This window comes from Bacteroides sp. ZJ-18 (assembly GCF_011038705.2).
Classification (GTDB): Bacteria; Bacteroidota; Bacteroidia; order Bacteroidales; family Bacteroidaceae; genus Bacteroides; species Bacteroides hominis.
The window spans coordinates 4,580,107-4,601,111 of the sequence record NZ_CP072198.1 but is presented as its reverse complement, the minus strand read 5'-3'; the positions used below and the strand labels follow the sequence as shown (position 1 = coordinate 4,601,111).

The following is a 21,005-nucleotide window of genomic DNA, read 5'->3' as shown; positions in this document are numbered from 1 at the left end:
AACAAGGATCTGTTGTGTTGTTCAATTGATATTTTTATGTCTCGTTTGTGGCCAGCGTTACATTCTGTGGACGAGATAAAAGTTCTCGCCTCTTCGTTCATAGAATACCGGGTAGATGCCTACAATTCGGGCTATGGCTTTGAGGTGCTTTCTATATATTGGTTCACGATCTGCTTGGTATGCTCTATCAGTTCGGTTCCGCCATAGTCGCCATGTCCGGGCACGACGTAGCGGGCCGAGGGGAACTTGGCTTTTACCTTATCGAGAGTTTTCGGCCATGCCGTCACGTCTGCGTCCGAGATGTTGCCGATGCTTGTCGCCTGGTTGTCTTTAAGCATACATCCGCCAAAAAGGATATTCTCTGTCGGCAGCCAAACCACGATATTGTCGGTCGCATGCCCGCCTCCTAAATAATAGCATTGGAGAGGCATGCCGTCCAAGCTGACGGTCAGTGAATCGGTGAATCCATGTTCCGGTACGGGCAACCCTTTTTCCTTGGCGAGGTCTATCGTCATCTGGTTCGCGTATGATTGGACACCTTTCCTTTGCAGGTAACCCAGTCCGCCAATACAATCGCCGTGCCAGTGGTTCGGGATAAACGTGGTGACTTTGGCATGCAAAGAGTCTGTCACCCAGTTGACCAGCATTTCCGTTTGTGCGTCATTGATCGGTGTGTCCAGCAACGCTGCCTGGTGGTTGTTGATAACAATCATCCCGTTGGAAGGTACCATACCCCATCCTTCGATTTCGGCGAGGGATACATAAGTGTACACTTTGTCCGAGAGTTGGGTGATACTGATATCATCGGATATTTTTACGCTTTTCTGTGCCATAACTGCGACAGGGAAAAGCATGGAGATAAGGATAAATACTGTTTTCATTTTATTCTTTTATATGCTGTATTCAAACTAACATTTATATCTTATGGTTGTTTTTCCGATGGTGGGAAAGTTTGGTAATGATACTTCTTTTTATAAGTTCGTGTGCCGTCTGGATACTGTTTCTTTTTCTTTCTTTTATGATCTCTAAGCATTATCCGGCCACAGCCGCAAGCCCCTCTATATCTCCTTTCATAATGGCAGGCAGGGCTTGGCGGATCTTCTCAACTTCCCAGTCCCACCATCGTAAGCTTTGCAACCGGAGGATGGTCTCCCGGTCGAAACGCGGACGTATTTCTTTTGCCGGAGTGCCGCCTACAATTGTATAAGGAGGCACGTCTTTGGTTACGACTGCCCGGGAAGCGATGATGGCTCCGTCGCCGATGTGTACGCCTGCCATGATGACGGCTTCATAACCGATCCAGACATCGTTGCCGATGACGATGTCCCCCTTGTTGTCCCAGGCGGAAGCGACATCTTTCTTGTCCAAATCCCATTCCTCGAAAAAGAGGGGGAAGGTGTAGCCCGACAATGATTTCAGACTGTGGTTAGCACTGTTGAAAAGGAACTTAGCTCCACAGGCGATGGAACAAAACTTGCCGATTATCAGGCGGTCTCCGTTGATCGGGTAGTGATACAGCACATTGTTCTTTTCGAACAGGGTAGGGTCGTTGACAAAATCGTTATATATGGTATAGTCCCCAACCGTGATGTTAGGATTCCGGATGACCGTATTCAGATAGATTGTCTGGGAGTCATTGGTGCGTGGATAAGTTTTGGCATTCATGATTTTAGTTCTGATTTGTATTCCATAGGTGTAAACCGGATGCCGTTCTCAGTTTTCTCTCCGGTGACGGCGGTGAAGCCCAGCCTGCGATAAATCCCGATGGCGTAGGGAGAAGAGTTGACGGTAATCGTCTCTGCGTGCCCGCTTCGTATCGCAGTCTTGAACAGCCGCTTGCCGATGCCTCGCTGCTGATACGTTTTGCGCACAAAAAAGAGGGAAATGTGACTGCCGGAACTGCGGAGAGCGATCATTCCCGCAAGTATGTTGCCATCGAAGGCACCGTATACTTCCATTTCTCCCACCATTTCTGTGTTGTCGATAAAACTTCGGAAATGATCTGTCCCTTCCTGCGGATAGTCCGGTCCTTCAAATTCGATAAATACTTCCCAGGCAAGGTCCATTGCCATCCTTTTTTCCGATTGCGTTAACTTTTTGATTTCCATTCCTTTTGTGCTTTGTAAAGTCAAGGTGCAACAAAAGTACAAATAAATCTGTGATTCGAAAGAACTTCGTTACTTTTGTGCCGTACAACAGGAATACATCCATAAAACAAACCCTGCTCCCCGCATAAAGGATATGAAAGAAGAAATAAGAAAGTTACTTGCCGGAAAAATACTTATGGCAAAACCAAGCGGGGATATAATACGGTGGATTGTAACCGATGCCGGACCATTTGTCCCATGCGGCTGGGACATTAAAAGATCCACCAGAGCAGGAGCGCCAGTACTGCCAACACAGCCAGAAAGATCAGTGTGGAGCGGAGATAGTATTGCGTTTCCGCCTTTTCTTTTTCCCGGGTGGCTTTTTCTATCTTTTCCAGCTCCTCAACAGTAATATTCGGATTCTGAAGCGTTCCTTTCCGGTACATTTTACCTTGGAGGTCCTTCATCCGTTCCCGGCGCAAAGTAAGCAGATCCCTGTTTTCCTTATTGCGCCTGATCATATCAAAAACAAATCCCGAGAAGCTCATATACAGCAGTTTTTATTAGTGAATTAGCATTACGAATACAAAAATAGAAAATAATTCGGGATTCTCTTTGCTTATCCGTAACCTATTGCTTTTTAGTCCTTTTTAAATCTTGCTGTCTTTTTAAGGTTCGGCTGTCTTTTAGCCCTATTACCTTTTTAATTTAAGCTCTCTTGCTTTTTAAATCTCCTGCTTCTACTGCTTATCATTCTTTAATACCCAAATCTCTGTTGTCTCCTGTTATTTCTCCGCCCACTCCAGAATGGTCGGACTCTTTACATTCACCCCGAACAGGTGTGCTTTGGCGAGAATATTCCGTGCCAATTGCGCTTTATATTCTTCGGGTGCATACCTGAAATAAGCTTCTGCCGCACGTACATGCGCAGCGTCATGGATAGGAAACTCCCTCAACTCAGGAATACCGAACTCAGAAGTATCTAACTCTTTACGTTCATTGCTCGTCAGCTTATCGGACGGCTTTCGGATGAAATTGGACATAATAATAAGGATTTGATGTTAAACTTAGAGATAGTAACAAAAAAGAGAGGATTATGATTACATAGAGGTCGGGATTTACGGTTAATTTACTATGTCTGCAACCGTTAACTCTGAAAATCACTATCTTTGCGGTTCTTTATTAGACTTCATTATGGACAAAGCGAAAAAGATCAGATACGTTTTCTCTGCCTTCATGGTTATTCTGATGGTAGGCCTGGCGGAATGGGCAGGGGAGAAAGAAATTATTTTTCCGGAGATGGCAGCACTCACTATAGGGATGTGGGTGATTGATAAGAGAGTTTGGAAAGTCAGGCGTTGGCAAATAATATGGATGATGACGGCAGGAGCCGTTGCAGGAGTTTGTATCGTGCGTTATTCTCCTTTGCCGTTGCTCTGCAATTTATGTATGGCTTTTACCTTTGCTGCCTGTTGCCTGATGTTCAGCCGGACCACATTGATCCCATTGATTTCGGCTTGCATGCTGCCTGTGTTGCTGCATACTGAGACATGGATCTATCCGACAGCTGTATTTTTCCTTACCGTGATTCTTGTCAGCGGGCAGAGACTTATGGAAAAAGCTGGTTTGCGTAAAGAAACCAATTATGCCGTACCGGAGCGTGAGTGGAAAAAAGAGAGTTGTCGTTGGGGAGCTTTGCTGTTTTTTGTTTCTCTGGTCGCTGCCTTTTCGCTTTTCTGCGGATATGCTTATTTCATTATTCCTCCGTTGATTGTCACCTTTACCGAGATTGTCAATTCCAAAGCGGGCTTCAGAAACCGTCCCATGCAGGTGTTTCTGTTTTTGGTGACCGGAGCCAGTCTGGGTACTGCCTTTCAGATCGTCGGACACTCTTATTTGCATTTGCCCGAAACAATTGTCGCCTTGTCTGTCATCTGTTGTTTGTTTGCCATCTTCGAATGGACCGGAAAGTATTTTGCCCCTGCCGGTGCGTTGGCACTGATACCGTTGATTATCCCACAGGAGGGAATACGTTGGTTACCTTTGCAGGCTGCCATAGGTGCCGCTTTGTTTATTACTATTGGCATGCTTGTCTTTCAGCAGTGTTATAAATGGAGCAAGGCTCAGTTAGTGTTTTGCTTTACACCTACCCTGTTGCGGAGGTATCTGAACCGCAGAAGGAAGGGGTGATGGGGGTATTGCAGGCCCGGTACGGACAATTATCGCCCCATCTTGTCACGGCGGCAAGCCAGCATTTCGGCAAAACGACGCATATGTTGCTGGTTAGTGCCGCAGCAGCCCCCGCAGATTTTTAACGGGAAATCCCACAAAAGTGTCATCAGCCTGTCTGCCAGTTCTTCCGGCGGAGAGGAAATCAGATGCTCACACCCGTTCAGTTCTTCCGGACTGAGGTTGGCCGCATTGGCCTGGATACCTTGGAAGCGCTGACGCACCAGAGGAGTGTCATTCCGGGGATGGAGCAATGCCTGATGCAGGATATCGGGGTGTATACAGTTGGCCATATAACATAGAGGCCGGGTGGAAGTCTCCTTTTCGATAGCATCAATGGCGTCATGGATAAAGGTTCCGTCTATCAGGCGTCCGTCACGGCATACCATAAAACTGATAATATAAGGTAACCCGGTTGCCGCCATGGCGTTGGCCATTCCGATGGCTTCTGTCAGCTGAGGCATGATGCCGGCAAACAGATAGTCTACTCCTGACTCCGCCATCGTGCGGACTGCCGGAAAATGAAATTCCATCGCTTCTTCAACGGACAGGCAATAACGGCCGTCGTACGCGTCGCCGCGGCATCCGGCTAACCCACCGATGTAAACCGGAATGGAAGTTCCGGTGCGGAACCTGGAAAGGAAAGATACGTTATCTGCCAATACATTCTTATGCCGGTAGTCCGATTCTGCGATTTGTTCGATATTGGCTCTGCGGGTAGGAGTCATCAGCATCAGCGGCAGGCGGAAGTCTGCGGCAATTTGCAGATACTGGCGATAGATTTCCGCCAGTGTCTCACGGTAAGAGTCATTGTAAATCAGGGCGGCATGGACGATATGTTTGTCCAATGGGATCTGGAATTCGTGACGCAAACGTTCTACAATAGCGCCTTCGGTGAGAATGAAAGGAGAAGTCCGGAATGATTCTACAAAAGATAGCTGATCCATAAGAATGACTTTAGAAGTTTTACTTTACATCCGGAGACAAATATAGGATTAATCAGCTCATTCCGGTTATCTGTTCCTGCTGTGTTCACATCCTTTTGTAATCTTTCAGAAAAACAAGAGACTCGGCTTTATTTATAGTCCTTTATAAACCCTTCCATCAACCATTTGGCAAGTGCCTGCCGATTGGAAGGGATCACCAGACGACGCTGGTCGAGAGTATTCTGGATGTTGCCCAGCTCAACGAATACAGAGGCGGGTGTGGTGTGTGCCAGAACATACAGGTTGCGTCCGCTTACGGTGCCCGAGAAGCCACGGTTGGGCTGGTGCTTGCCGTATTTGGATTCGAAAGTTGCTTTCATATTCCTGGCGAGACGTTTGCTTTCGGCCTTGCGGTTGGAGTGATAGAAAAAGACGTCGGTTTGGGTGCCTTTGCTGCGGCTGTCTACATGGATGAAGATGGCCCGGCAGTACTTGAATTTCTTGCGATCCTTCCGGTAGAGGGTGTTGATTTTATCGCAACGCTGCTGAAGGCGTTGTACCTGGTTCAGAGGGATGGGAGAGCCCATGCAGGTTTCCCGTTTGCTGTTGGACAGGTAGGCCTCGTCGCGGATACCGTCTTTGGCATCCTGAATGATGATGCGTACCTCGGCACCTTCCTGCATCAGGTTGCGTGCCAGGCGCAGGGCGATGTCATAGGCATATTCGTCTTCGTGAAGTTCGTGTTTACCAACACGGCCTATGGCACCGGGGTCGGGGCCGCCGTGTCCGCTGACCACATAGAAACAGGCACCGGCAAGGCGGTCGGAGGTTACCTTGACATTAGCCAGCCATTTCCCGAACAGCGGTTCGTTGACTTCCGTACGTTTGGACCGGTGTGCAGACCCCGTTTCGGATTCTTTCTCAGGGGTGGTGTCCGATGCCTTTTTGACGGGAGGAATCAGATAAGTGACACCCATCTTCAGAGTTCTGCTTTTGCCTAATCGGGTTTTGTTGAGTTCGATAAAGTCATCATAATATTTCTTTGGAGCACGGTTGTGGCGCAGGAGGAAGGAAGAGATTCCCTCACCGGATTTAGGAGTGGCTTTCTGCTGTGCCCATAAAGCAGGGGCAGTAAATAAGGAACAGAAGAACAGGAGAAGACAGAGTTTCCTTTTCATATTGCTACGTATAAAAGATGCAGGCTTGGCTGCTGTACCTAATTGTTTGACTTCTATGGTGAATTTTTGCTTTTTCGCCCGCAAAGATAGCCTTTTAAACCAATAATTTTCTCTACTTTTGCGTCGATATAACTTTTTTAAGGCAATATAATCGTAAACTCAATAACATTATGGCAAAACAATTCAAGCCCGAAACCCTGTGTGTACAAGCAGGATGGACTCCGAAAAAGGGCGAGCCGCGCGTGCTGCCCATCTATCAAAGTACTACTTTTAAATACGAAACCAGTGAGCAGATGGCCCGTCTGTTCGATCTTGAAGAGAGCGGTTACTTCTATACCCGCCTGCAAAATCCGACGAACGATGCCGTAGCTGCCAAGATTGCCGCCCTTGAAGGAGGTGTGGGAGCCATGCTGACTTCCAGCGGCCAGGCTGCCAATTTCTATGCCATATTCAATATCTGCCAGGCAGGCGATCACTTCGTCTGTTCGTCGGCCATCTATGGCGGAACGTTCAACCTCTTTGGGGTGACAATGAAAAAACTGGGCATCGACGTCACATTCGTCAGCCCCGATGCCGATGAAGAAGAGATTTCGGCTGCTTTCCGCCCGAACACGAAAGCGCTGTTTGGTGAGACAATCTCCAATCCGTCGCTCGAAGTGCTCGACATTGAGAAGTTTGCCCGCATTGCCCACAGCCACGGAGTGCCCCTGATCGTTGATAATACCTTCCCGACACCGATCAACTGCCGTCCGTTCGAATGGGGAGCGGATATCGTGGTGCACTCTACCACCAAGTATATGGACGGGCACGCCACCAGCGTAGGCGGCTGTATCGTGGACAGCGGAAACTTTGATTGGGAAGCCCATGCCGATAAGTTCCCGGGACTTTGCACACCGGATGAATCGTATCACGGACTGACTTATACAAAGGCTTTCGGCAAGGGTGCCTACATGACCAAGGCAACCGCTCAACTGATGCGTGACCTTGGCAGTATACAGAGTCCGCAGAATGCTTTCTTGCTGAATTTGGGTCTGGAGACGCTGCACCTGCGTATGCCTCAGCACTGCGGCAATGCACAGAAGGTGGCCGAATACCTTGCACAGAACGATAAGGTGGCTTGGGTGAACTATTGCGGTCTTCCGGGTAATAAATACTACGAACTGGCGCAGAAGTACATGCCGAATGGTTCTTGCGGCGTGATCTCTTTCGGGTTGAAAGGCGGACGCGAGTTGTCCATCAAGTTCATGGACTCGTTGAAACTGGCCGCCATCGTCACCCACGTGGCCGATGCGCGTACCTGTGTGCTCCATCCCGCCAGCCATACGCACCGGCAGCTGACAGACGAGCAGTTGATCGAAGCCGGTGTCCGTCCGGACCTGATCCGTCTGTCCGTAGGAATCGAAAATGCGGATGACATTATAGCGGATATCGAACAGGCACTGAACGCATAACCCCTTTCCCTCGTCTTTTTTTACATCCTGTTTTATCCCTGTCCGATGAAGCAGGATGTTTTTGTTTCTTCTTCTCTTTCCTTTTCCTTTTTACTGCTTTCTCACTTTCTTTATCGGGTCTTTACAAACATTCTTATCTCAGTGCCGTTGTTCTGAGAACACATGGCGTGGTGACTAAAAAAACATAATTGATTTATGAATGCAATGAAGAAGAATGGAGAAGAGGGGAAGGTTGTTTCCCCAGAGAAGGGCTTGTCGCCGGAGGTTGGCCAGGCGGAAGCGTTTGCCGCGCGAACGGGAGCGAGGAGCATTGCCCCGGAGGTTTGCACGCTCCCGGCAGCGGGAGTAACCGACCTGCCGGTTTACATGCAAGCGGTGATCGAGGGATTGGAGGAGAAGAAGAAGTATGCGGCGGTGCACACGTACCAGTGCACGCTGAACTCTTATACCCGCTTTGCGGGCGGGGAGGGGACGCCGATGCCGATGGAAGAAGTATTCAGCGCAGGGCGGCTGAAGGGCTACGAGGAGTGGCTGGTGAGGGTGAACGAGCGGAGCTGGAACACGGTGTCGACGTATATGCGGACGCTGAGGGCGGTGTACAACCGGATTTCGCCGCCGGGAAGCGCGGGGCACGACCCGAAGCTGTTTGCCGACGTACATACGAAGGTGGAGTCGAGGACGAAGCGGGCACTGACGGGGCGGCAGGCACATGCGCTGATGAATGCCGACTTTGAGACGTTGACGGAGGAGCAGCGCCGCGTGCTGGCTTATTTCTTGCTGATGTTCCTCTTCCGGGGGATGCCGTTCATCGACCTGGCGCACTTACGGAAAAAGGATGTGCGAGGGGGCGTGATCATCTACCAACGGCACAAGACGGGGCGGCAGATAACGGTGAGGATACCGAAGGAGGCCGTGCCGCTGATGAAGAGGTTCCGGGGGACGGGGGACGAGTCGGTCTACCTGTTCCCGATACTGCCGGGAGCGAAGGAGGAGGGCAGGGAGCTTTACCGGAGCTATCTGCTGGCGCTGAGGGAGTTCAACAAGGGATTGGCGAGGCTGGCGGCGGAGTTGCTGCCGGGGACGAAGGTCAGTTCGTACACCGCCCGGCATACGTGGGCGACGTTAGCTTACTATCAGGGCACGCCGGTGGGGATCATCAGTGAGGCGATGGGGCACTCTTCCGTCCGGGTGACGGAGACGTATCTGAAACCTTTCGGGAACAAGCGCATCGACAGGGAGAATAATAAATTAATTTCTTCTGTTGTCCGGTGGAAAGAGAAAGGAAGAGAGACCCGCAGTGCTTTGTAAAGCAACGGATTGGACAAAAATTACTTTCTAAGTAACGGCAGATATTGACCGCAAAAGTGCTAAGATTATTGCAGATACACAAATATTATCGACAGTTTTTGCCACGAACCACTAAAATTTATTGGAAAAGACAACCTTAAGATTATACAAACACATATTGACACAACACCTATCCTGCGAAAGCACGTAGACACTTCCTTCCATTTTCAGTACTTAAAAACGGATAGCTACCTTATTGTGGAGATGAACCGGCACCGGTTCCGGATGCACGGTATTTTCGATACATCCCTCTTCATTTCTGCTTCATTCGTGCCACCGGAAAACGCTTTTTCCCGCACGACGGCCTCCCCGACTGCCGTTACTTAGAAAGTAATTTTCCGGAACGGTCAAAGATTTAGAATCATGAACCAGATCAAACAGTCTATCAACATAACCGCTTGCCGGTATCGTCCCCCTGCATTCCATCGGTGCCTACCTCCCCCCCCTCCGGCTGAATTCTGACATACGCACATCTTATTAATATATGAACATTTAAAGAACTACTGAAGCTTATGAAGACAAGAAACTACAAGATGGACCTGGCCCTGATGGCCTATCCCAACGAACTGACTCCCGATATCGATACGGATTATATCGTGAAAGTGAACACCCAGAGCCAGAGCCTGACGTTGGAAGAGATAGCGGCGGACGTGGCCGCCCGTTCCGGAAAATTTGAGGCTTCGGAGGTGAAGAGCCTTTTTGAGATGGGCTTCGAAGCCATGGCGCAAGCGGTGGCAAGCGGCTATTGCGTCTCCACCCCCCTCTGCTACGTGCGCCCCATGGCGAGCGGCGTGGTGATGGAAGAGGAACTCTCGCTTCCGGTAGACCGGGAGAAGGTGAAAGTCTACGCCAGCTTTAGCCAGGGTTCCGCCATGAAGGAGGCGATGGCTCAGGCGCATATCACCCTCTTCACCCAGCCGGCAGTGACCGGGCCGTACATTGCCGGCATGACGAGCACCGCCTATACGGATGCCGCCGCCACCACGCGCGCGCCGATGGCAGCCGGAAAGATGGCGGTCATCACCGGAGAGGGATTGAAGGTGGTGGGCACAGACCCGTCGGTGGGCATCACGCTGACTTCCGTCTCCACCCCGTCGAAATCGTTCGCCATCGCGCCGGGGGATATCAGCCCGAACACGGCAAAGAAGCTGCAATTCGTCCTTCCCGCCGGAATAACGGACGGCGATTGGCGGGTGAAGGTGACCACCCAGTATAGCAAAGGCGGCAAGGTTCTGACAAAAACTCCACGTACCTTTGAGTTGCCACATCCCATCACGATAGGCGACAGTGGAGATGGGGGCATTGTAGATGATCCGACAGCATAATGACCGCTCAACTCTCTGGCGGGAATCCGGTACTCCCTCAAAATGGTATTTTAGTCTTTCCTCCCGTAGGCGGATGCCGGGGAGTACCGGTCTTCTTATACGAAGCACCCTCGTCCGAGTATACGAAGCACCCTCGTCCGAGTATACGAAGTACCCTCGTCCGAGTATGCGAAGCACCCTCGTCCGGGTATGCGAAGCACTGGCATTAATTATCTTTATATGAAACCACTAATAGAAACATGATACACTTATCCCCCCTATATGCTTTTATTATTCTCAGCCTCGTATTGATCCTGGCTGTCTTCCTGGTGCTGATGGTCAGATGCCGGCGGAATATGGTCCGTACCCTGGCGCAAGCCCGGAACGCAATGAACCTGGAAAAACTCCGCACCGATACCATCCTCGGCAACCTCCCCGTCGGTATAGAGATTTACTCAAAAGAAGGAATCCTGGTAGGGATCAACGACTGTGCCTGCCGGATCTTCGGCGTGGTGGACCGCCAAGAGGTGATCGGAGCGGCTTCCATCAGGGAGAATCCCGTCATCCCGGAAGAATTGAAGGAGGCCTTCGAACAGCAAGAGGAGGTGGAGGCGGAGTCCTACTACGATTTCTCCGTCGTGCGGCAGACGGGATTCTACAAGACCACCTGCGGCACGGCGATGAAGCGGATCAGCAGCAAAGGAGCGCCCATTTTCGACCCTGACGGAGCCATGCAAAACTATGTCTTCATCATGAACGACATCACCCGTGAGCACGAGCAGGAACTGCAACTGAAGGAGAACATCCAACTGGCGCGGCAGGCCATACAGGCCGCCGACCTGGTGCACTGGCGGTACGACAACCGCACCCATCTCTTCACCTCGCACAACGAGCCGCTGACCCATTACGACGACAACCTCCTGGTCAGCCCGGCCGATTATACCCAAGCCATCCATCCGGACGACCTGGAGTGCATCCGCCGCTACATCCGGATGATGGAGGAGGGAGCCGACTTTGTCGACGAAACCTCGGTGCGCATGAAATCGGACTATGACGACGACTGGCAGGACTGCGTCGTCAACGCCACCCCTTTCCTGCGCGACGAAACGGGCAAGGTGGTGCTCTACACCGGCTTCCGCCGCAATGTCACGCCTACTAAAAAACTGCTCAAAGAGCTGAGCGACGCCAAGGAGCGCGCCGAAGAGTCGGACAAGCTCAAATCCGCTTTCCTGGCCAACATCAGCCACGAGATACGCACACCGCTCAACGCCATCATCGGCTTCTCAAGCCTGCTGATGAATACGGACCAGAAGGAGGAGATGGACGAATACAAGCAGATCATCACGTCGAACACCGACTTGCTGCTCCGGCTGGTGAACGACGTGCTCGACCTGTCGAAGATCGAGTCCGGCACCATCGACGTTAAACTGGCCGAGTTCGACCTGGCCATCTACTTTGAGGAGTTGTGCAACTCCATCCGCCCGCTCGTAGTCCGCCCCGAAGTAAAGTTAGTTTGCGACAACCCCTACAAGCGTTTCATGGTGCTGCTGGACAACAACCGGCTGGCGCAAGTGATGCTCAATTACGCCACGAACGCCATCAAATGCACCCGGCAGGGGACCATACACATGGGCTACCGCTGCGAGGGAGAGGGCATCCGCTTCTACGTCTCGGATACCGGCATCGGCATCTCGGAGGCGAACAAGCCCCGCCTCTATCAGCGTTTCGAGAAGCTCAACGAGTTTGCCCAGGGCACGGGGCTGGGGCTGGTCATCTGCAAGGTGGTCACCGAAGCCTCCGGCGGACAGGTAGGCTTCGAGTCCGAGGAGGGCGTGGGATCGACCTTCTGGTCATGGGTTCCCTGCGAATACAAACGTCCGGAAGAGGTGGAGAAAGCGGCCGGTGCAACTACCGACGCTGCTTCCTGCATGTCCGCCGAACTCAACGAGGAGGAGATGGCGATGCCGGAAAGTATGCGGGCATCTGCCATCGTGAGCGGACAGCAGCCGGCGCTTCCGGAGCCGGTGGACGTTCCGGAATGTCCGGAACTTGTCCGCGAGCCCTCGCCCGCAAGTGAAAAGCGGATCCTGATAGTGGAAGATATAGAAAGCAATTACCTGCTGATGCAGATCCTGCTGAAAGGTAAGGGCTACCGGTGCTACCGTGCGGCAGATGGCGTCGAGGCAGTGGAAAAGGTGCTGTCGGAACACTTCGACCTGGTGCTGATGGACATCAAGATGCCCCGGCTCGACGGTTTGGAAGCTACCCGTGAAATCAGGAAGACCAACCGGGAAGTGCCTATCGTCGCCCTCACGGCCCATGCCTTCAACGCCGACAAGGAACTGGCGATAGCCGCCGGTTGCGACGGCTATCTGGTGAAGCCCATCAACGAGAAAGCCTTGAACAAGGTGCTGGGCAAGTACCTGCGCGAGCCTATGGAGACAAGTATTAATAATGATATAGTTAATTGAAGCGAGCGAGCGGAAAGAGAGACGAGGGAAGAAGCGACTGAAGTACGTGTCGATTTGTAAAGGTGGGGCAAAGGGCTGAGAGGGACGAAAGCCGCGTTCATCTGGTTTGGTCTGTCGTGGGACAGGAACGTTGCGGTCTATTTCCTCTCGCATGGCCCGGCTCCATCAGCTTCTTTCCCTCGTTCTTGTTTTTCCCGTATTTTTTTCGTGAGTTCCTCTTCTTAACTTCTCTCTCTTCCTCCCCCCAATGCCTGATACAAGGTGATGACCCCCTGGATTTCAGTAAACCGGTTGGCCACTTGCGAGAGTTGCGCATTGAGCAACGTCTGCTGTGCGGTGAGCACTTCCAGATAAGTCGTGTTGCCATGCTTCATCAGCAGTTGTGTGCTGCGGGCGGCGTTTTCGAGGGAAGCCACCTGCTTCTCGAAGTAGTTTGCCTTGTCCCGTGCCGTCTGATATTGCACCAGGGCATTGTTGACCTCGCTTCCGGCGTTGAGCAACGTCTGTTCGAAGCTGAGGCGTGCCTCCTCCTGTTGCGCTTTGGCTATGCGGAGCTGGGCGATGTTCGCTCCCCGGTTGAACAAAGGCTGCGTCAGCGAGGCCACGGCGGTGGCAAGGAACTTGCCCGGGTTGACGATCATCGCACCTGCCGAGTTTGTCCAGCCGGCGCTGCCGCTCAGCGTGATCGAGGGGTAGAAGGCGGAACGGGCGGCGTTGGTAGTGTAGAATGCCTGTGCCAACGCCTGTTCGGCACTGCGCACGTCGGGGCGGTTGGCAAGCATCTGCAAGGGCACGCCCACCGAAAGGTTCTCCGGCAGGCGCTGCTCGGCGAGGCGTCCGCGGGGAAGGGTGCGGGGGACGTCGGCAAGGAGGAGCGAAAGGGCGTTCTCCACCTGGTTGAGCTGTTCGCGCAGGTCGAGCAGGGTGGTACATATATTGTAGTATGTGGCCTCAGTCTGCGAGAGGGCGGCTTCGGTCACCATTCCGGCAGCTTTCATGGCGCGGGTGGTGGCGACGCTCTCTTTCCAGGCGGCTTCGGTGGCGGTGGAGATCTCGATCTGGGCGTCGAGCATCAGCAACGTATAGTAGTTGTTGGCGACGGCGGCAATCAGTTGCGTCTGTACCGCCTGTTCATAGTCACGGCTCTGCGCCACGACAGCTTGTGCACGCCGCTTGGCGTTCGTCAGCCGGCCGAAGATGTCGATCTCCCAACTGGCGCTGACGGGCAGTGAGTAGGTTTGCGAGGCTTTCCCGCCGTCGAAGCTGCTGGCCGTTCCCTGCGGAGAGAGGGAGAAGGCGGGCAGATAGGAGAGTCGGGCGGAGAGCAAGGTGGCTTCGGCCTCTTTCACGCGGAGGTGGGCCGTACGCAGGTCGGTGTTGCGCACGAGGGCGGTGTCGATCAGCGTGCGGAGGCAAGGATCGGTGAAGACCTCCTGCCAGGGGAGGCTGCCGAGGTTGGAGGCGGAGTCGGAAGGATTCGCGCCTTCTTGGCCGTAAAGGCCGTCGGGAACCTCGGTAGCGGGTTTGTATTTGGAGTAAATGCCGCAACTGCTGAGTGCCAGCGTGGCGGCAAGGGATATGATTAACTTTTTCATGATTGCTTGTTTTATGGGAGCCTCCCTCCCCCGGTTCCTCCAGTGAAAGAGGAGGGGAGGGGGCTGCTAATGATAAATAGGGTTGAACGGGGGAAGAACTCTTTTCACCACAGAGTAACACAGAGTATCACAGAGTGATATGGAGTGGTACGGAGTCATACAGAGCGATACGAAGTAAAGTATCGCGGAGTAGTACAGAGTATCACCGGGTAGAGTATCACCGGGTGAATCTTGCTCCTTTGATCGTTCATACCAATAACCTGTCTTCCTCTGTGTCACTCTGTGTTCCTCTGTGGTGAAAAGAACCCTTTATTCCTTCAAAGCCCCTCCTTTCGCTTCCTTCTTTTCCCGGTCGCTCACTGCGATCTCTTCCTCGATCTGCCAGTCGTGCGTCGGTTCGGCCTGTACCGGACGAATGCGTTCCTGCAACCACTGGAAAGCGATGAAGAGCGACGGCACGATGAACAGCAGTGCCAGCGTGCCGATGACCATACCGCCCACGGCGCCCGTTCCCAACGAACGGTTACCGTTTGCCCCTACGCCACTCGCCACCATCAACGGGAACAACCCGAAGATCATCGTCAGTGCCGTCATCAATATCGGGCGCAAACGGGCTTTGGCGGCGCTCAGCGCGGAGGCTATCAGCCCCATGCCCGCTTTGCGGCGTTCGGCGGCATACTCGGTGAGCAGGATCGCCGTTTTGGCAAGCAGGCCGATCAGCATGATCAGTCCCGTTTGCAGGTAGATGTTGTTCTCCAGACCGAACAGGCGGGCGAAGAGGAACGAACCCATCAGTCCGCACGGCACGCTCAGGAGCACCGCGAAGGGGATCAGGAAGCTCTCGTAGAGCGCGCTCAGAATCAGGTAGATCATCAGGAAGCAGATGCCGAAGATGATCGCCGTCGTGCCGCTCTGCTCCGTCTCCTCACGGGTGATGCCTCCGTAGTCGTAGCCGTAGCCCTTGGGCAGGGCGGTGGAGGCTGTCTCCTGTACGGCACGGATGGCGTCACCCGTACTGTAACCGTCCGCCGGCATGGCGTTCACGGCGATGGAGTTGTACATGTTGAAGCGGCTCAGCGACTCGGCTCCGTACGTGCGGGTTAGCGTCACGAACTGGCTCAGAGGCGCCATCTCGCCGTTCGACATCCGCACGAAGGTGTTGCCCAGCGAAGCTTCGTCGAGGCGGTATTGCGGGTCGGATTGGATCATCACCTTATATACTTTCGAGAAGCGGTTGAAGTTGGACACGTACTGCCCGCCGTAGTAGCCCGAGAGGGTGCTCAACACCTGGTCGGGGGTGATGCCCGAGCGCTTGCATTTCGACGGATCTATCTCAACCAGCCATTGCGGGTAGCGGACGTCGAACGTGGAGTAGGCCATGGCGATCTCCGGACGCTGGTTCAGCGCGCCCAGATACTGCTGCGTGGTCTGGAAGAAGGTGTTCACGTCGCCTCCCGTCTTGTCCTGCATGTGCAGTTCGAGGGCGTTACCCATACCGTATCCGGGGATCATTCCCGGTGAGATGGCAAATACGGTGGCGTCCTTGATGTCGCCCGTCCGTCCGTATACCTGGCCGATGACCGACTGCACGTTGTCTTCCTTTCCGGGGCGTTCGTCCCACGGTTTCAGTTTCAGGATCAACATACCGAACGAGCTTCCCTGGCCCGCCAGCAGTCCGTAGCCCGCCACTTTCTGCACGTGTTCCACTTGCGGGATCTGTTCCATGCGCTGCTCGATGCGCTTCATCACCTCGTCCGTCGTGCGCAGCGAACTGCCGGCGGCGGTGCTGACGTTGACAAACACTACGCCCTGGTCTTCGTCGGGCACGAGGCTGGTCTTCGTCGTATTCATCAGCACCACCAGCAGGGCGATACTTGCCACGAGGAGTCCGCCCGTCAGCCAACGGTGCTTGATGAAGAAGAGCACGATGCCCTTGTAACGGTCTATCACCACGTCGAACGCCGCGTTGAACGCTTTGCGGAAGCGGGCGGCGAAGTTCTGCTTCTGCGTGCCGTCCTCGTTGATGTACGGTTTCAGCAGCAGCGCGCAGAGGGCGGGGCTCAGTGTCAGAGCGTTCACGGCGGAGATGCCTACCGCTACGGCCATCGTCAGTCCGAACTGCGTGTAGAACGTCCCCGATGTGCCGGACATGAACGATACGGGGATGAACACCGCCATGAATACCAGCGACGAGGTGATGACGGCGTTCGAAATGCCTTTCATGGCGTCGATGCTCGCCATGTAGGACGATTTGTAGCCCACGTCGAACCGTGCCTGCACGGCCTCGACCACCACGATGGCGTCGTCCACCACCGTACCGATGACCAGTACCAGCGCGAACAGCGTGATCAGGTTGATACTGAATCCCGCCATCGCCATGAAGGCGAACGTACCGACGAGCGACACGATGATGCCCACCAGCGGGATCAGCGTCGAGCGGATGTCCTGCAAGAAGATGTATACGACGAGGATCACGAGCAGGATGGCTTCGAGCAGCGTCTTCACCACCTCGTGGATGGAGGCGTAGAGGAAGTCGTTGCTGGACATCAGTTGCGTCAGTTCCACTCCACGGGGGAGGTCTTTGCGCGCCTCTTCAAGGAAGTCGTTGATGCGGTTGTTCACCTCCGTGGCGTTGGAGCCTGCAGTCTGGAAGAGCATGCACGAGATACCGTTGTGCCCGTCCGTCGTTCCGCTGTAGGCGTAGCTTTCCTGTCCTAACTCGATGGTGGCGATGTCCTTCAGTTTCAGCACCTGCCCGTCGTCGGTGGAGCGGATCACGATCTCGCCGAACTCCTCCGGGGTGATGCGGCGGCCTTTGTACTTCATGGTGTATTGGTACGTCTCGTCGGAGTTCTCGCCGAACGATCCGGTGGCAGACTCGATGTTCTGTTCCGCCAGCACCGCCGAAACGTCCGAGGGGATCAGGCGGTATTGCGCCATCACGTCCGGTTTCATCCAGATGCGCAGGCTGTAGTCGCCTCCCATGATCATCATGTCGCCCACGCCCGAGATGCGGAGAATCTCCGGCTTGAGGTTGATACTGATGTAGTTGGCCAGGAAAGCCTCGTCGTAAGAGTCGTCCGGGCTGTGGAGCGAGAACATTTGCAGGATACTCGTCTGCCGCTTCGAGGTGGTGACACCCACCTGGTTCACCTCCGAGGGGAGCTGTCCCGTGGCTTTGGAGACCCGGTTCTGCACGTTCACCGCCGCCATGTCCGGGTCGGTTCCCTGTTTAAAGTAGACAGTGATGGAGACCGTTCCGGCGTTGGTGGCGCTGGAGGTCATATACGTCATGTCCTCCACTCCGTTGATGGCCTCTTCGAGCGGGGCGATGACACTCTTTTGCAACGTCTCCGCGCTGGCTCCGAAGTAGCTGGTGGAGACCATGATGGTTGGCGGGGCGATATCCGGGTATTGTTCGACGGGCAACGTAAACAGCCCGATGATCCCGACCACGACGATGGTGATGGAGATAACGGCCGATAGGACGGGCCGTTCGATGAATGTTCGTAAGTTCATAATTATAGGGTTATATGTTTCCTTTGTGCCACTCTGTAGTGAGCCTTGTTCTTTGTTTTATTGCATACGATGAGCGTTCACCGTTCCTCGTTCACCGCTTTGATCTCCGTTCCTTCCCGGAGCAGTCCGACGCCTTCGGCCACGATCACGTCACCGGTCTGTAGCCCGCTCTCCACGATGTACTCCTGTCCGCCGTTGACGCGCGTCACCTGTACCGGAGCCGATTGCGCCTTGCCGTCCACTACCTTATATACAAATACCTTGTCCTGTACTTCGAATGTGGCCGCTTGCGGAATCACCAGCGCTCCCGTCTTCTCCGTCGGCACGATCACGTTTCCGGCGCCGCCGCTATGCAGCAGCCCTTCCCGGTTGGGAAACACCGCCCGCAGGCTCACCGTTCCCGTCGTGCGGTCTATCACCCCGCTGATCGTCTCGATCCGTCCCGCCTGCGGATAGTCCGAACGGTCGTTCAGTTGCAGGCCGATTTCCGGCATCTGTTTCAAGGCTTCCTCCTTCGATCCGTAACGGCGGATCAGTCCTAAGAGCTGGTTCTCCGTCATTGAGAAGTAGACGTACATGTCCGAGTTGTCCGAAACGGTAGTCAGCGGTTCCGGCAGGCTGGCGCTCACCAGTGCTCCCACCCGGTAGGGCAGCGTGCCCACTACTCCGTCCGCCGGACTCTTCACCAGCGTATACGATAAGTTGTTGCGTGCGTTCACCTCCTGTGCCTTCATCTGCGCCAGTTGCGCCTGCGCTGCCAGGAGAGAGTTCTTTGCCGTGCTCAGGTCGAAGGCGGACACCACGTTCTGCCTGTACAATTCCTGCTTGCTGTCATACGTCAGTTGTGCTGTGGCCAGCGACGCCTTTGCCGCCTCCACGTTTGCCAGGGCAGTCTGCAAGGCAGCTTCGTAAGGCACTTGGTCGATGACGAACAGCGACTGTCCCCGTTTCACCCGTTCCCCCTCGCTGACACACACCTGCGTCAGCGTACCGCCTACCTGCGGATAGATCTCGATGTCTTGTCGTCCGCGTATCGTTGCCGAATACGTACTCGATAGCGTCCGGTCGGCAGGCGCGAGGGTCATCACTTTGTATCCCGACTCCACGTTTGCCTGCGGTGCTTGCTTGCATCCCCCGACGGCCAGACAGCAGGCCAGTATCACGGCCTGTTTCACTTTACTTACCTTTTCAATCATAGTTCCTATTTAATTTTGTCGCGGCAAAGGTAGAGCGTTTTCCCCTTCGGCAGCTTTTCATACCCGCCCCACTATTGTTCATAATCGGAACAACTTTTCGCCTAATTCACTAAAAAGACCTACCTTTGCAGGCGAAATAAAGAACACGATATGGAAAAAAGTAATCTGCTCACTCTCACTCTCGACCAGCCCTTCGTGGCAGGAACCGACGACTTCGCCCCTTTCTACAACCGGTTGCACAAGCTCAACTGTGCCATCATTCTCTACTGCCGCAGCGGTCATGCCACGCTTGCCATCGACCTGAAGAAATACGAGATCACCCCCAATACCCAGGTTGTCCTCCTGCCCGGCTCCGTCATCACCCTTGAAGAGAAGAGCGAAGACCTGCAGATCTCCTTTTTCGCCTCCCACATCGAGATGTTCCGTGAAGCCTGCATCCGCTTCGAACCCTCCTTCTTCCGCTTCCTCAAGGAGAAGCCCTGCTATACGCTCCCTCCCGAATTTACCGCCCCCATCAATGGTCTTCTGCACGCCACCGGCGCCATCTTCGCCGACACCGACCACCGCTTCCGCAACCAGATAGCCCGCAACCACCTGCAAAGCTTCCTGCTCGATGTATACGACAAAGTGCACCGCCTTTTCACCCATAAAGAGATCGAAGGCGGCAACCGTCCGAACGAGCTTTTTCATAAGTTCGTCACCTTGGTGCACGAGCATTGTTGTTCGCAGCGCGACGTTGTGTTCTACGCTGACCGTCTCTGCATTTCTACCAAATACCTGACGAGCATCTGCCGCTCCCTTATGGGCGGCTCAGCCAAAAAAGTGATTGATGATTTCACGGCCTTGGAGATCAAAGTCCTCCTCCAGTCCACCGATCTCAGTATCCAGGAGATAGCCGACCGCCTGAGCTTCCCCGACCAATCTTATCTTGGCCGGTATTTCAAACGTCACGAAGGGGTTTCGCCGATGGAGTACAGGGCGAGGTTGGCGGGTATAAAATAGGAGTTCTCTGGGAAATGCGTAGTTGCGACATCCGTCCCGGTAATCTTGATAATCAGCAGATTGTATTTACCTATATTTTTCTTTCAATGTAAAACCGTTTACCCCGGCACGTAAAGCCATTTACCCCGGCACGTAAAACCGTTTACCCCGGCACGTAAAGCCATTTACCCCGGCACGTAAAACCGTTTACCCCGGTATGTAAAACCATTTACCCCGGCACGTAAAACCGGTTATCCCGGCACGTAAATGAAGTCGGCATTTAAGGTAACAGATGTCCCCCTGTAGGATGCGTATCCAAACGACGCATTCTCCGGATGGAACCGAAGTATCCGGCTCTTGTGTGTGATTGAATAAAAACAGGAAAGGCGGTTGCTTATGTATACCAGATCTCGTTATACACAGGCCTTGTCCGGCTTTCTGCCGGAGTCGCCTTCCATGCCTGTGAAGAGGCATCTCCACATCCTTTTTCAATTGGCGACTGTTCCAACAGAGTCGATTCCAGAACAACTTTTCTGCCCGGTGTGCTGTTGATAATGACTTCGGAATGACTGAAACTGAAATTCCGTGTAGTTTTCATTCCGGAGAATGCTTTCATTTCTTGTGACATAAGCGGTAGTTATTTATAGTATGGTAATGAATAACACCGGAGGTACGAAAGTGTTTGCTAAATGGCGTTGTTTTCTGTTAATTTAAAAGCAGG

Annotated in this window: 17 protein-coding genes; 6 read left to right on the top strand and 11 right to left on the bottom strand. The window is 53.5% G+C overall.

The window, feature by feature from the left end; genetic code table 11:
* Positions 1-131: 131 nt before the first annotated feature.
* From G7Y45_RS18575 to G7Y45_RS18555, 5 genes are all read right to left on the bottom strand, one after another.
* Positions 132-881 carry a subclass B1 metallo-beta-lactamase CfiA/CcrA gene (locus G7Y45_RS18575; protein WP_005808062.1) on the bottom strand — a complete coding sequence of 250 codons (750 nt, stop codon included), beginning with the start codon at positions 879-881 and terminating at the stop codon, positions 132-134.
* Positions 882-1,032: 151 nt separating this feature from the next.
* Entirely contained in the window at positions 1,033-1,665 is a 633-nt protein-coding gene (locus G7Y45_RS18570; RefSeq protein WP_005808058.1) for a CatB-related O-acetyltransferase, read from the bottom strand.
* Positions 1,662-2,108, bottom strand: coding sequence for a GNAT family N-acetyltransferase (locus G7Y45_RS18565; RefSeq protein ID WP_165016660.1), 447 nt, complete (start codon positions 2,106-2,108; stop codon positions 1,662-1,664). The genes G7Y45_RS18570 and G7Y45_RS18565 overlap by 4 nt, the downstream gene beginning before the upstream one ends.
* A 251-nt stretch (positions 2,109-2,359) precedes the next feature.
* Complete coding sequence (locus tag G7Y45_RS18560) at positions 2,360-2,635, bottom strand: hypothetical protein (RefSeq protein WP_005780965.1); 276 nt, start codon at positions 2,633-2,635, stop codon at positions 2,360-2,362.
* Positions 2,636-2,872: 237 nt separating this feature from the next.
* On the bottom strand, positions 2,873-3,130 hold the full coding sequence (locus G7Y45_RS18555) for a hypothetical protein (protein ID WP_022011586.1): 258 nt from the start codon (positions 3,128-3,130) through the stop codon (positions 2,873-2,875).
* 151 nt (positions 3,131-3,281) lie between these two features.
* Here G7Y45_RS18555 and G7Y45_RS18550 point away from each other — a divergent pair, with 151 nt between their 5' ends.
* Positions 3,282-4,277, top strand: a complete 996-nt coding sequence (locus G7Y45_RS18550; RefSeq protein ID WP_032539508.1) for a hypothetical protein — start codon at positions 3,282-3,284, stop codon at positions 4,275-4,277.
* A gap of 29 nt (positions 4,278-4,306) precedes the next feature.
* On the opposite strand, the gene G7Y45_RS18545 is transcribed toward G7Y45_RS18550, so the two are convergent.
* The gene (locus G7Y45_RS18545) at positions 4,307-5,263 is read right to left on the bottom strand and encodes a homocysteine S-methyltransferase family protein (protein WP_165016662.1); all 957 of its coding nucleotides are present in this window, start codon (positions 5,261-5,263) and stop codon (positions 4,307-4,309) included.
* Positions 5,264-5,391: 128 nt separating this feature from the next.
* Positions 5,392-6,420, bottom strand: a complete 1,029-nt coding sequence (locus G7Y45_RS18540; RefSeq protein ID WP_032537684.1) for an N-acetylmuramoyl-L-alanine amidase — start codon at positions 6,418-6,420, stop codon at positions 5,392-5,394.
* Positions 6,421-6,590: 170 nt separating this feature from the next.
* On the opposite strand from G7Y45_RS18540, the gene G7Y45_RS18535 reads away from it, so the two are divergent.
* The 4 genes from G7Y45_RS18535 to G7Y45_RS18520 all read left to right on the top strand — a co-directional run bounded on the left by G7Y45_RS18535 (position 6,591) and on the right by G7Y45_RS18520 (position 12,993).
* Entirely contained in the window at positions 6,591-7,871 is a 1,281-nt protein-coding gene (locus G7Y45_RS18535) for an O-acetylhomoserine aminocarboxypropyltransferase/cysteine synthase family protein (protein WP_005782776.1), read from the top strand.
* A 366-nt stretch (positions 7,872-8,237) separates the two neighbouring features.
* The gene (locus G7Y45_RS18530) at positions 8,238-9,179 is read left to right on the top strand and encodes a tyrosine-type recombinase/integrase (protein WP_371729400.1); all 942 of its coding nucleotides are present in this window, start codon (positions 8,238-8,240) and stop codon (positions 9,177-9,179) included.
* A gap of 551 nt (positions 9,180-9,730) precedes the next feature.
* Positions 9,731-10,543, top strand: coding sequence for a DUF4469 domain-containing protein (locus G7Y45_RS18525; protein WP_005808041.1), 813 nt, complete (start codon positions 9,731-9,733; stop codon positions 10,541-10,543).
* A 368-nt stretch (positions 10,544-10,911) separates the two neighbouring features.
* Positions 10,912-12,993 (top strand): PAS domain-containing hybrid sensor histidine kinase/response regulator, encoded by a 2,082-nt coding sequence (locus G7Y45_RS18520; protein WP_241159028.1) that lies wholly within the window; start codon positions 10,912-10,914, stop codon positions 12,991-12,993.
* 221 nt (positions 12,994-13,214) lie between these two features.
* Here G7Y45_RS18520 and G7Y45_RS18515 read toward each other — a convergent pair whose 3' ends face one another.
* The 3 genes from G7Y45_RS18515 to G7Y45_RS18505 all read right to left on the bottom strand — a co-directional run bounded on the left by G7Y45_RS18515 (position 13,215) and on the right by G7Y45_RS18505 (position 19,303).
* Positions 13,215-14,588 (bottom strand): TolC family protein, encoded by a 1,374-nt coding sequence (locus tag G7Y45_RS18515; RefSeq protein WP_032543200.1) that lies wholly within the window; start codon positions 14,586-14,588, stop codon positions 13,215-13,217.
* Positions 14,589-14,897: 309 nt separating this feature from the next.
* On the bottom strand, positions 14,898-18,107 hold the full coding sequence (locus G7Y45_RS18510) for an efflux RND transporter permease subunit (protein WP_005808032.1): 3,210 nt from the start codon (positions 18,105-18,107) through the stop codon (positions 14,898-14,900).
* 77 nt (positions 18,108-18,184) lie between these two features.
* Positions 18,185-19,303 carry an efflux RND transporter periplasmic adaptor subunit gene (locus G7Y45_RS18505; protein WP_005821491.1) on the bottom strand — a complete coding sequence of 373 codons (1,119 nt, stop codon included), beginning with the start codon at positions 19,301-19,303 and terminating at the stop codon, positions 18,185-18,187.
* Between the two features lie 150 nt (positions 19,304-19,453).
* Between G7Y45_RS18505 and G7Y45_RS18500 the strand changes: the two genes are divergently transcribed.
* Positions 19,454-20,305: a helix-turn-helix domain-containing protein gene (locus G7Y45_RS18500; RefSeq protein WP_005808028.1), complete on the top strand. Its 852-nt coding sequence runs from the start codon at positions 19,454-19,456 to the stop codon at positions 20,303-20,305.
* A 373-nt stretch (positions 20,306-20,678) separates the two neighbouring features.
* Here the strand turns inward: G7Y45_RS18500 and G7Y45_RS18495 are convergent, their stop codons facing one another.
* Positions 20,679-20,912 carry a hypothetical protein gene (locus tag G7Y45_RS18495; RefSeq protein WP_005808025.1) on the bottom strand — a complete coding sequence of 78 codons (234 nt, stop codon included), beginning with the start codon at positions 20,910-20,912 and terminating at the stop codon, positions 20,679-20,681.
* Between the last annotated feature and the right edge of the window lie 93 nt (positions 20,913-21,005).

Coding starts and splice junctions, on each gene's coding strand:
- G7Y45_RS18575 (WP_005808062.1), bottom strand. CDS start 881: ATGAAAACAGTATTTATCCTTATCTCCATGCTTTTCCCTGTCGCAGTT.
- G7Y45_RS18570 (WP_005808058.1), bottom strand. CDS start 1,665: ATGAATGCCAAAACTTATCCACGCACCAATGACTCCCAGACAATCTAT.
- G7Y45_RS18565 (WP_165016660.1), bottom strand. CDS start 2,108: ATGGAAATCAAAAAGTTAACGCAATCGGAAAAAAGGATGGCAATGGAC.
- G7Y45_RS18560 (WP_005780965.1), bottom strand. CDS start 2,635: ATGAGCTTCTCGGGATTTGTTTTTGATATGATCAGGCGCAATAAGGAA.
- G7Y45_RS18555 (WP_022011586.1), bottom strand. CDS start 3,130: ATGTCCAATTTCATCCGAAAGCCGTCCGATAAGCTGACGAGCAATGAA.
- G7Y45_RS18550 (WP_032539508.1), top strand. CDS start 3,282: ATGGACAAAGCGAAAAAGATCAGATACGTTTTCTCTGCCTTCATGGTT.
- G7Y45_RS18545 (WP_165016662.1), bottom strand. CDS start 5,263: ATGGATCAGCTATCTTTTGTAGAATCATTCCGGACTTCTCCTTTCATT.
- G7Y45_RS18540 (WP_032537684.1), bottom strand. CDS start 6,420: ATGAAAAGGAAACTCTGTCTTCTCCTGTTCTTCTGTTCCTTATTTACT.
- G7Y45_RS18535 (WP_005782776.1), top strand. CDS start 6,591: ATGGCAAAACAATTCAAGCCCGAAACCCTGTGTGTACAAGCAGGATGG.
- G7Y45_RS18530 (WP_371729400.1), top strand. CDS start 8,238: ATGCAAGCGGTGATCGAGGGATTGGAGGAGAAGAAGAAGTATGCGGCG.
- G7Y45_RS18525 (WP_005808041.1), top strand. CDS start 9,731: ATGAAGACAAGAAACTACAAGATGGACCTGGCCCTGATGGCCTATCCC.
- G7Y45_RS18520 (WP_241159028.1), top strand. CDS start 10,912: ATGAACCTGGAAAAACTCCGCACCGATACCATCCTCGGCAACCTCCCC.
- G7Y45_RS18515 (WP_032543200.1), bottom strand. CDS start 14,588: ATGAAAAAGTTAATCATATCCCTTGCCGCCACGCTGGCACTCAGCAGT.
- G7Y45_RS18510 (WP_005808032.1), bottom strand. CDS start 18,107: ATGAACTTACGAACATTCATCGAACGGCCCGTCCTATCGGCCGTTATC.
- G7Y45_RS18505 (WP_005821491.1), bottom strand. CDS start 19,303: ATGATTGAAAAGGTAAGTAAAGTGAAACAGGCCGTGATACTGGCCTGC.
- G7Y45_RS18500 (WP_005808028.1), top strand. CDS start 19,454: ATGGAAAAAAGTAATCTGCTCACTCTCACTCTCGACCAGCCCTTCGTG.
- G7Y45_RS18495 (WP_005808025.1), bottom strand. CDS start 20,912: ATGTCACAAGAAATGAAAGCATTCTCCGGAATGAAAACTACACGGAAT.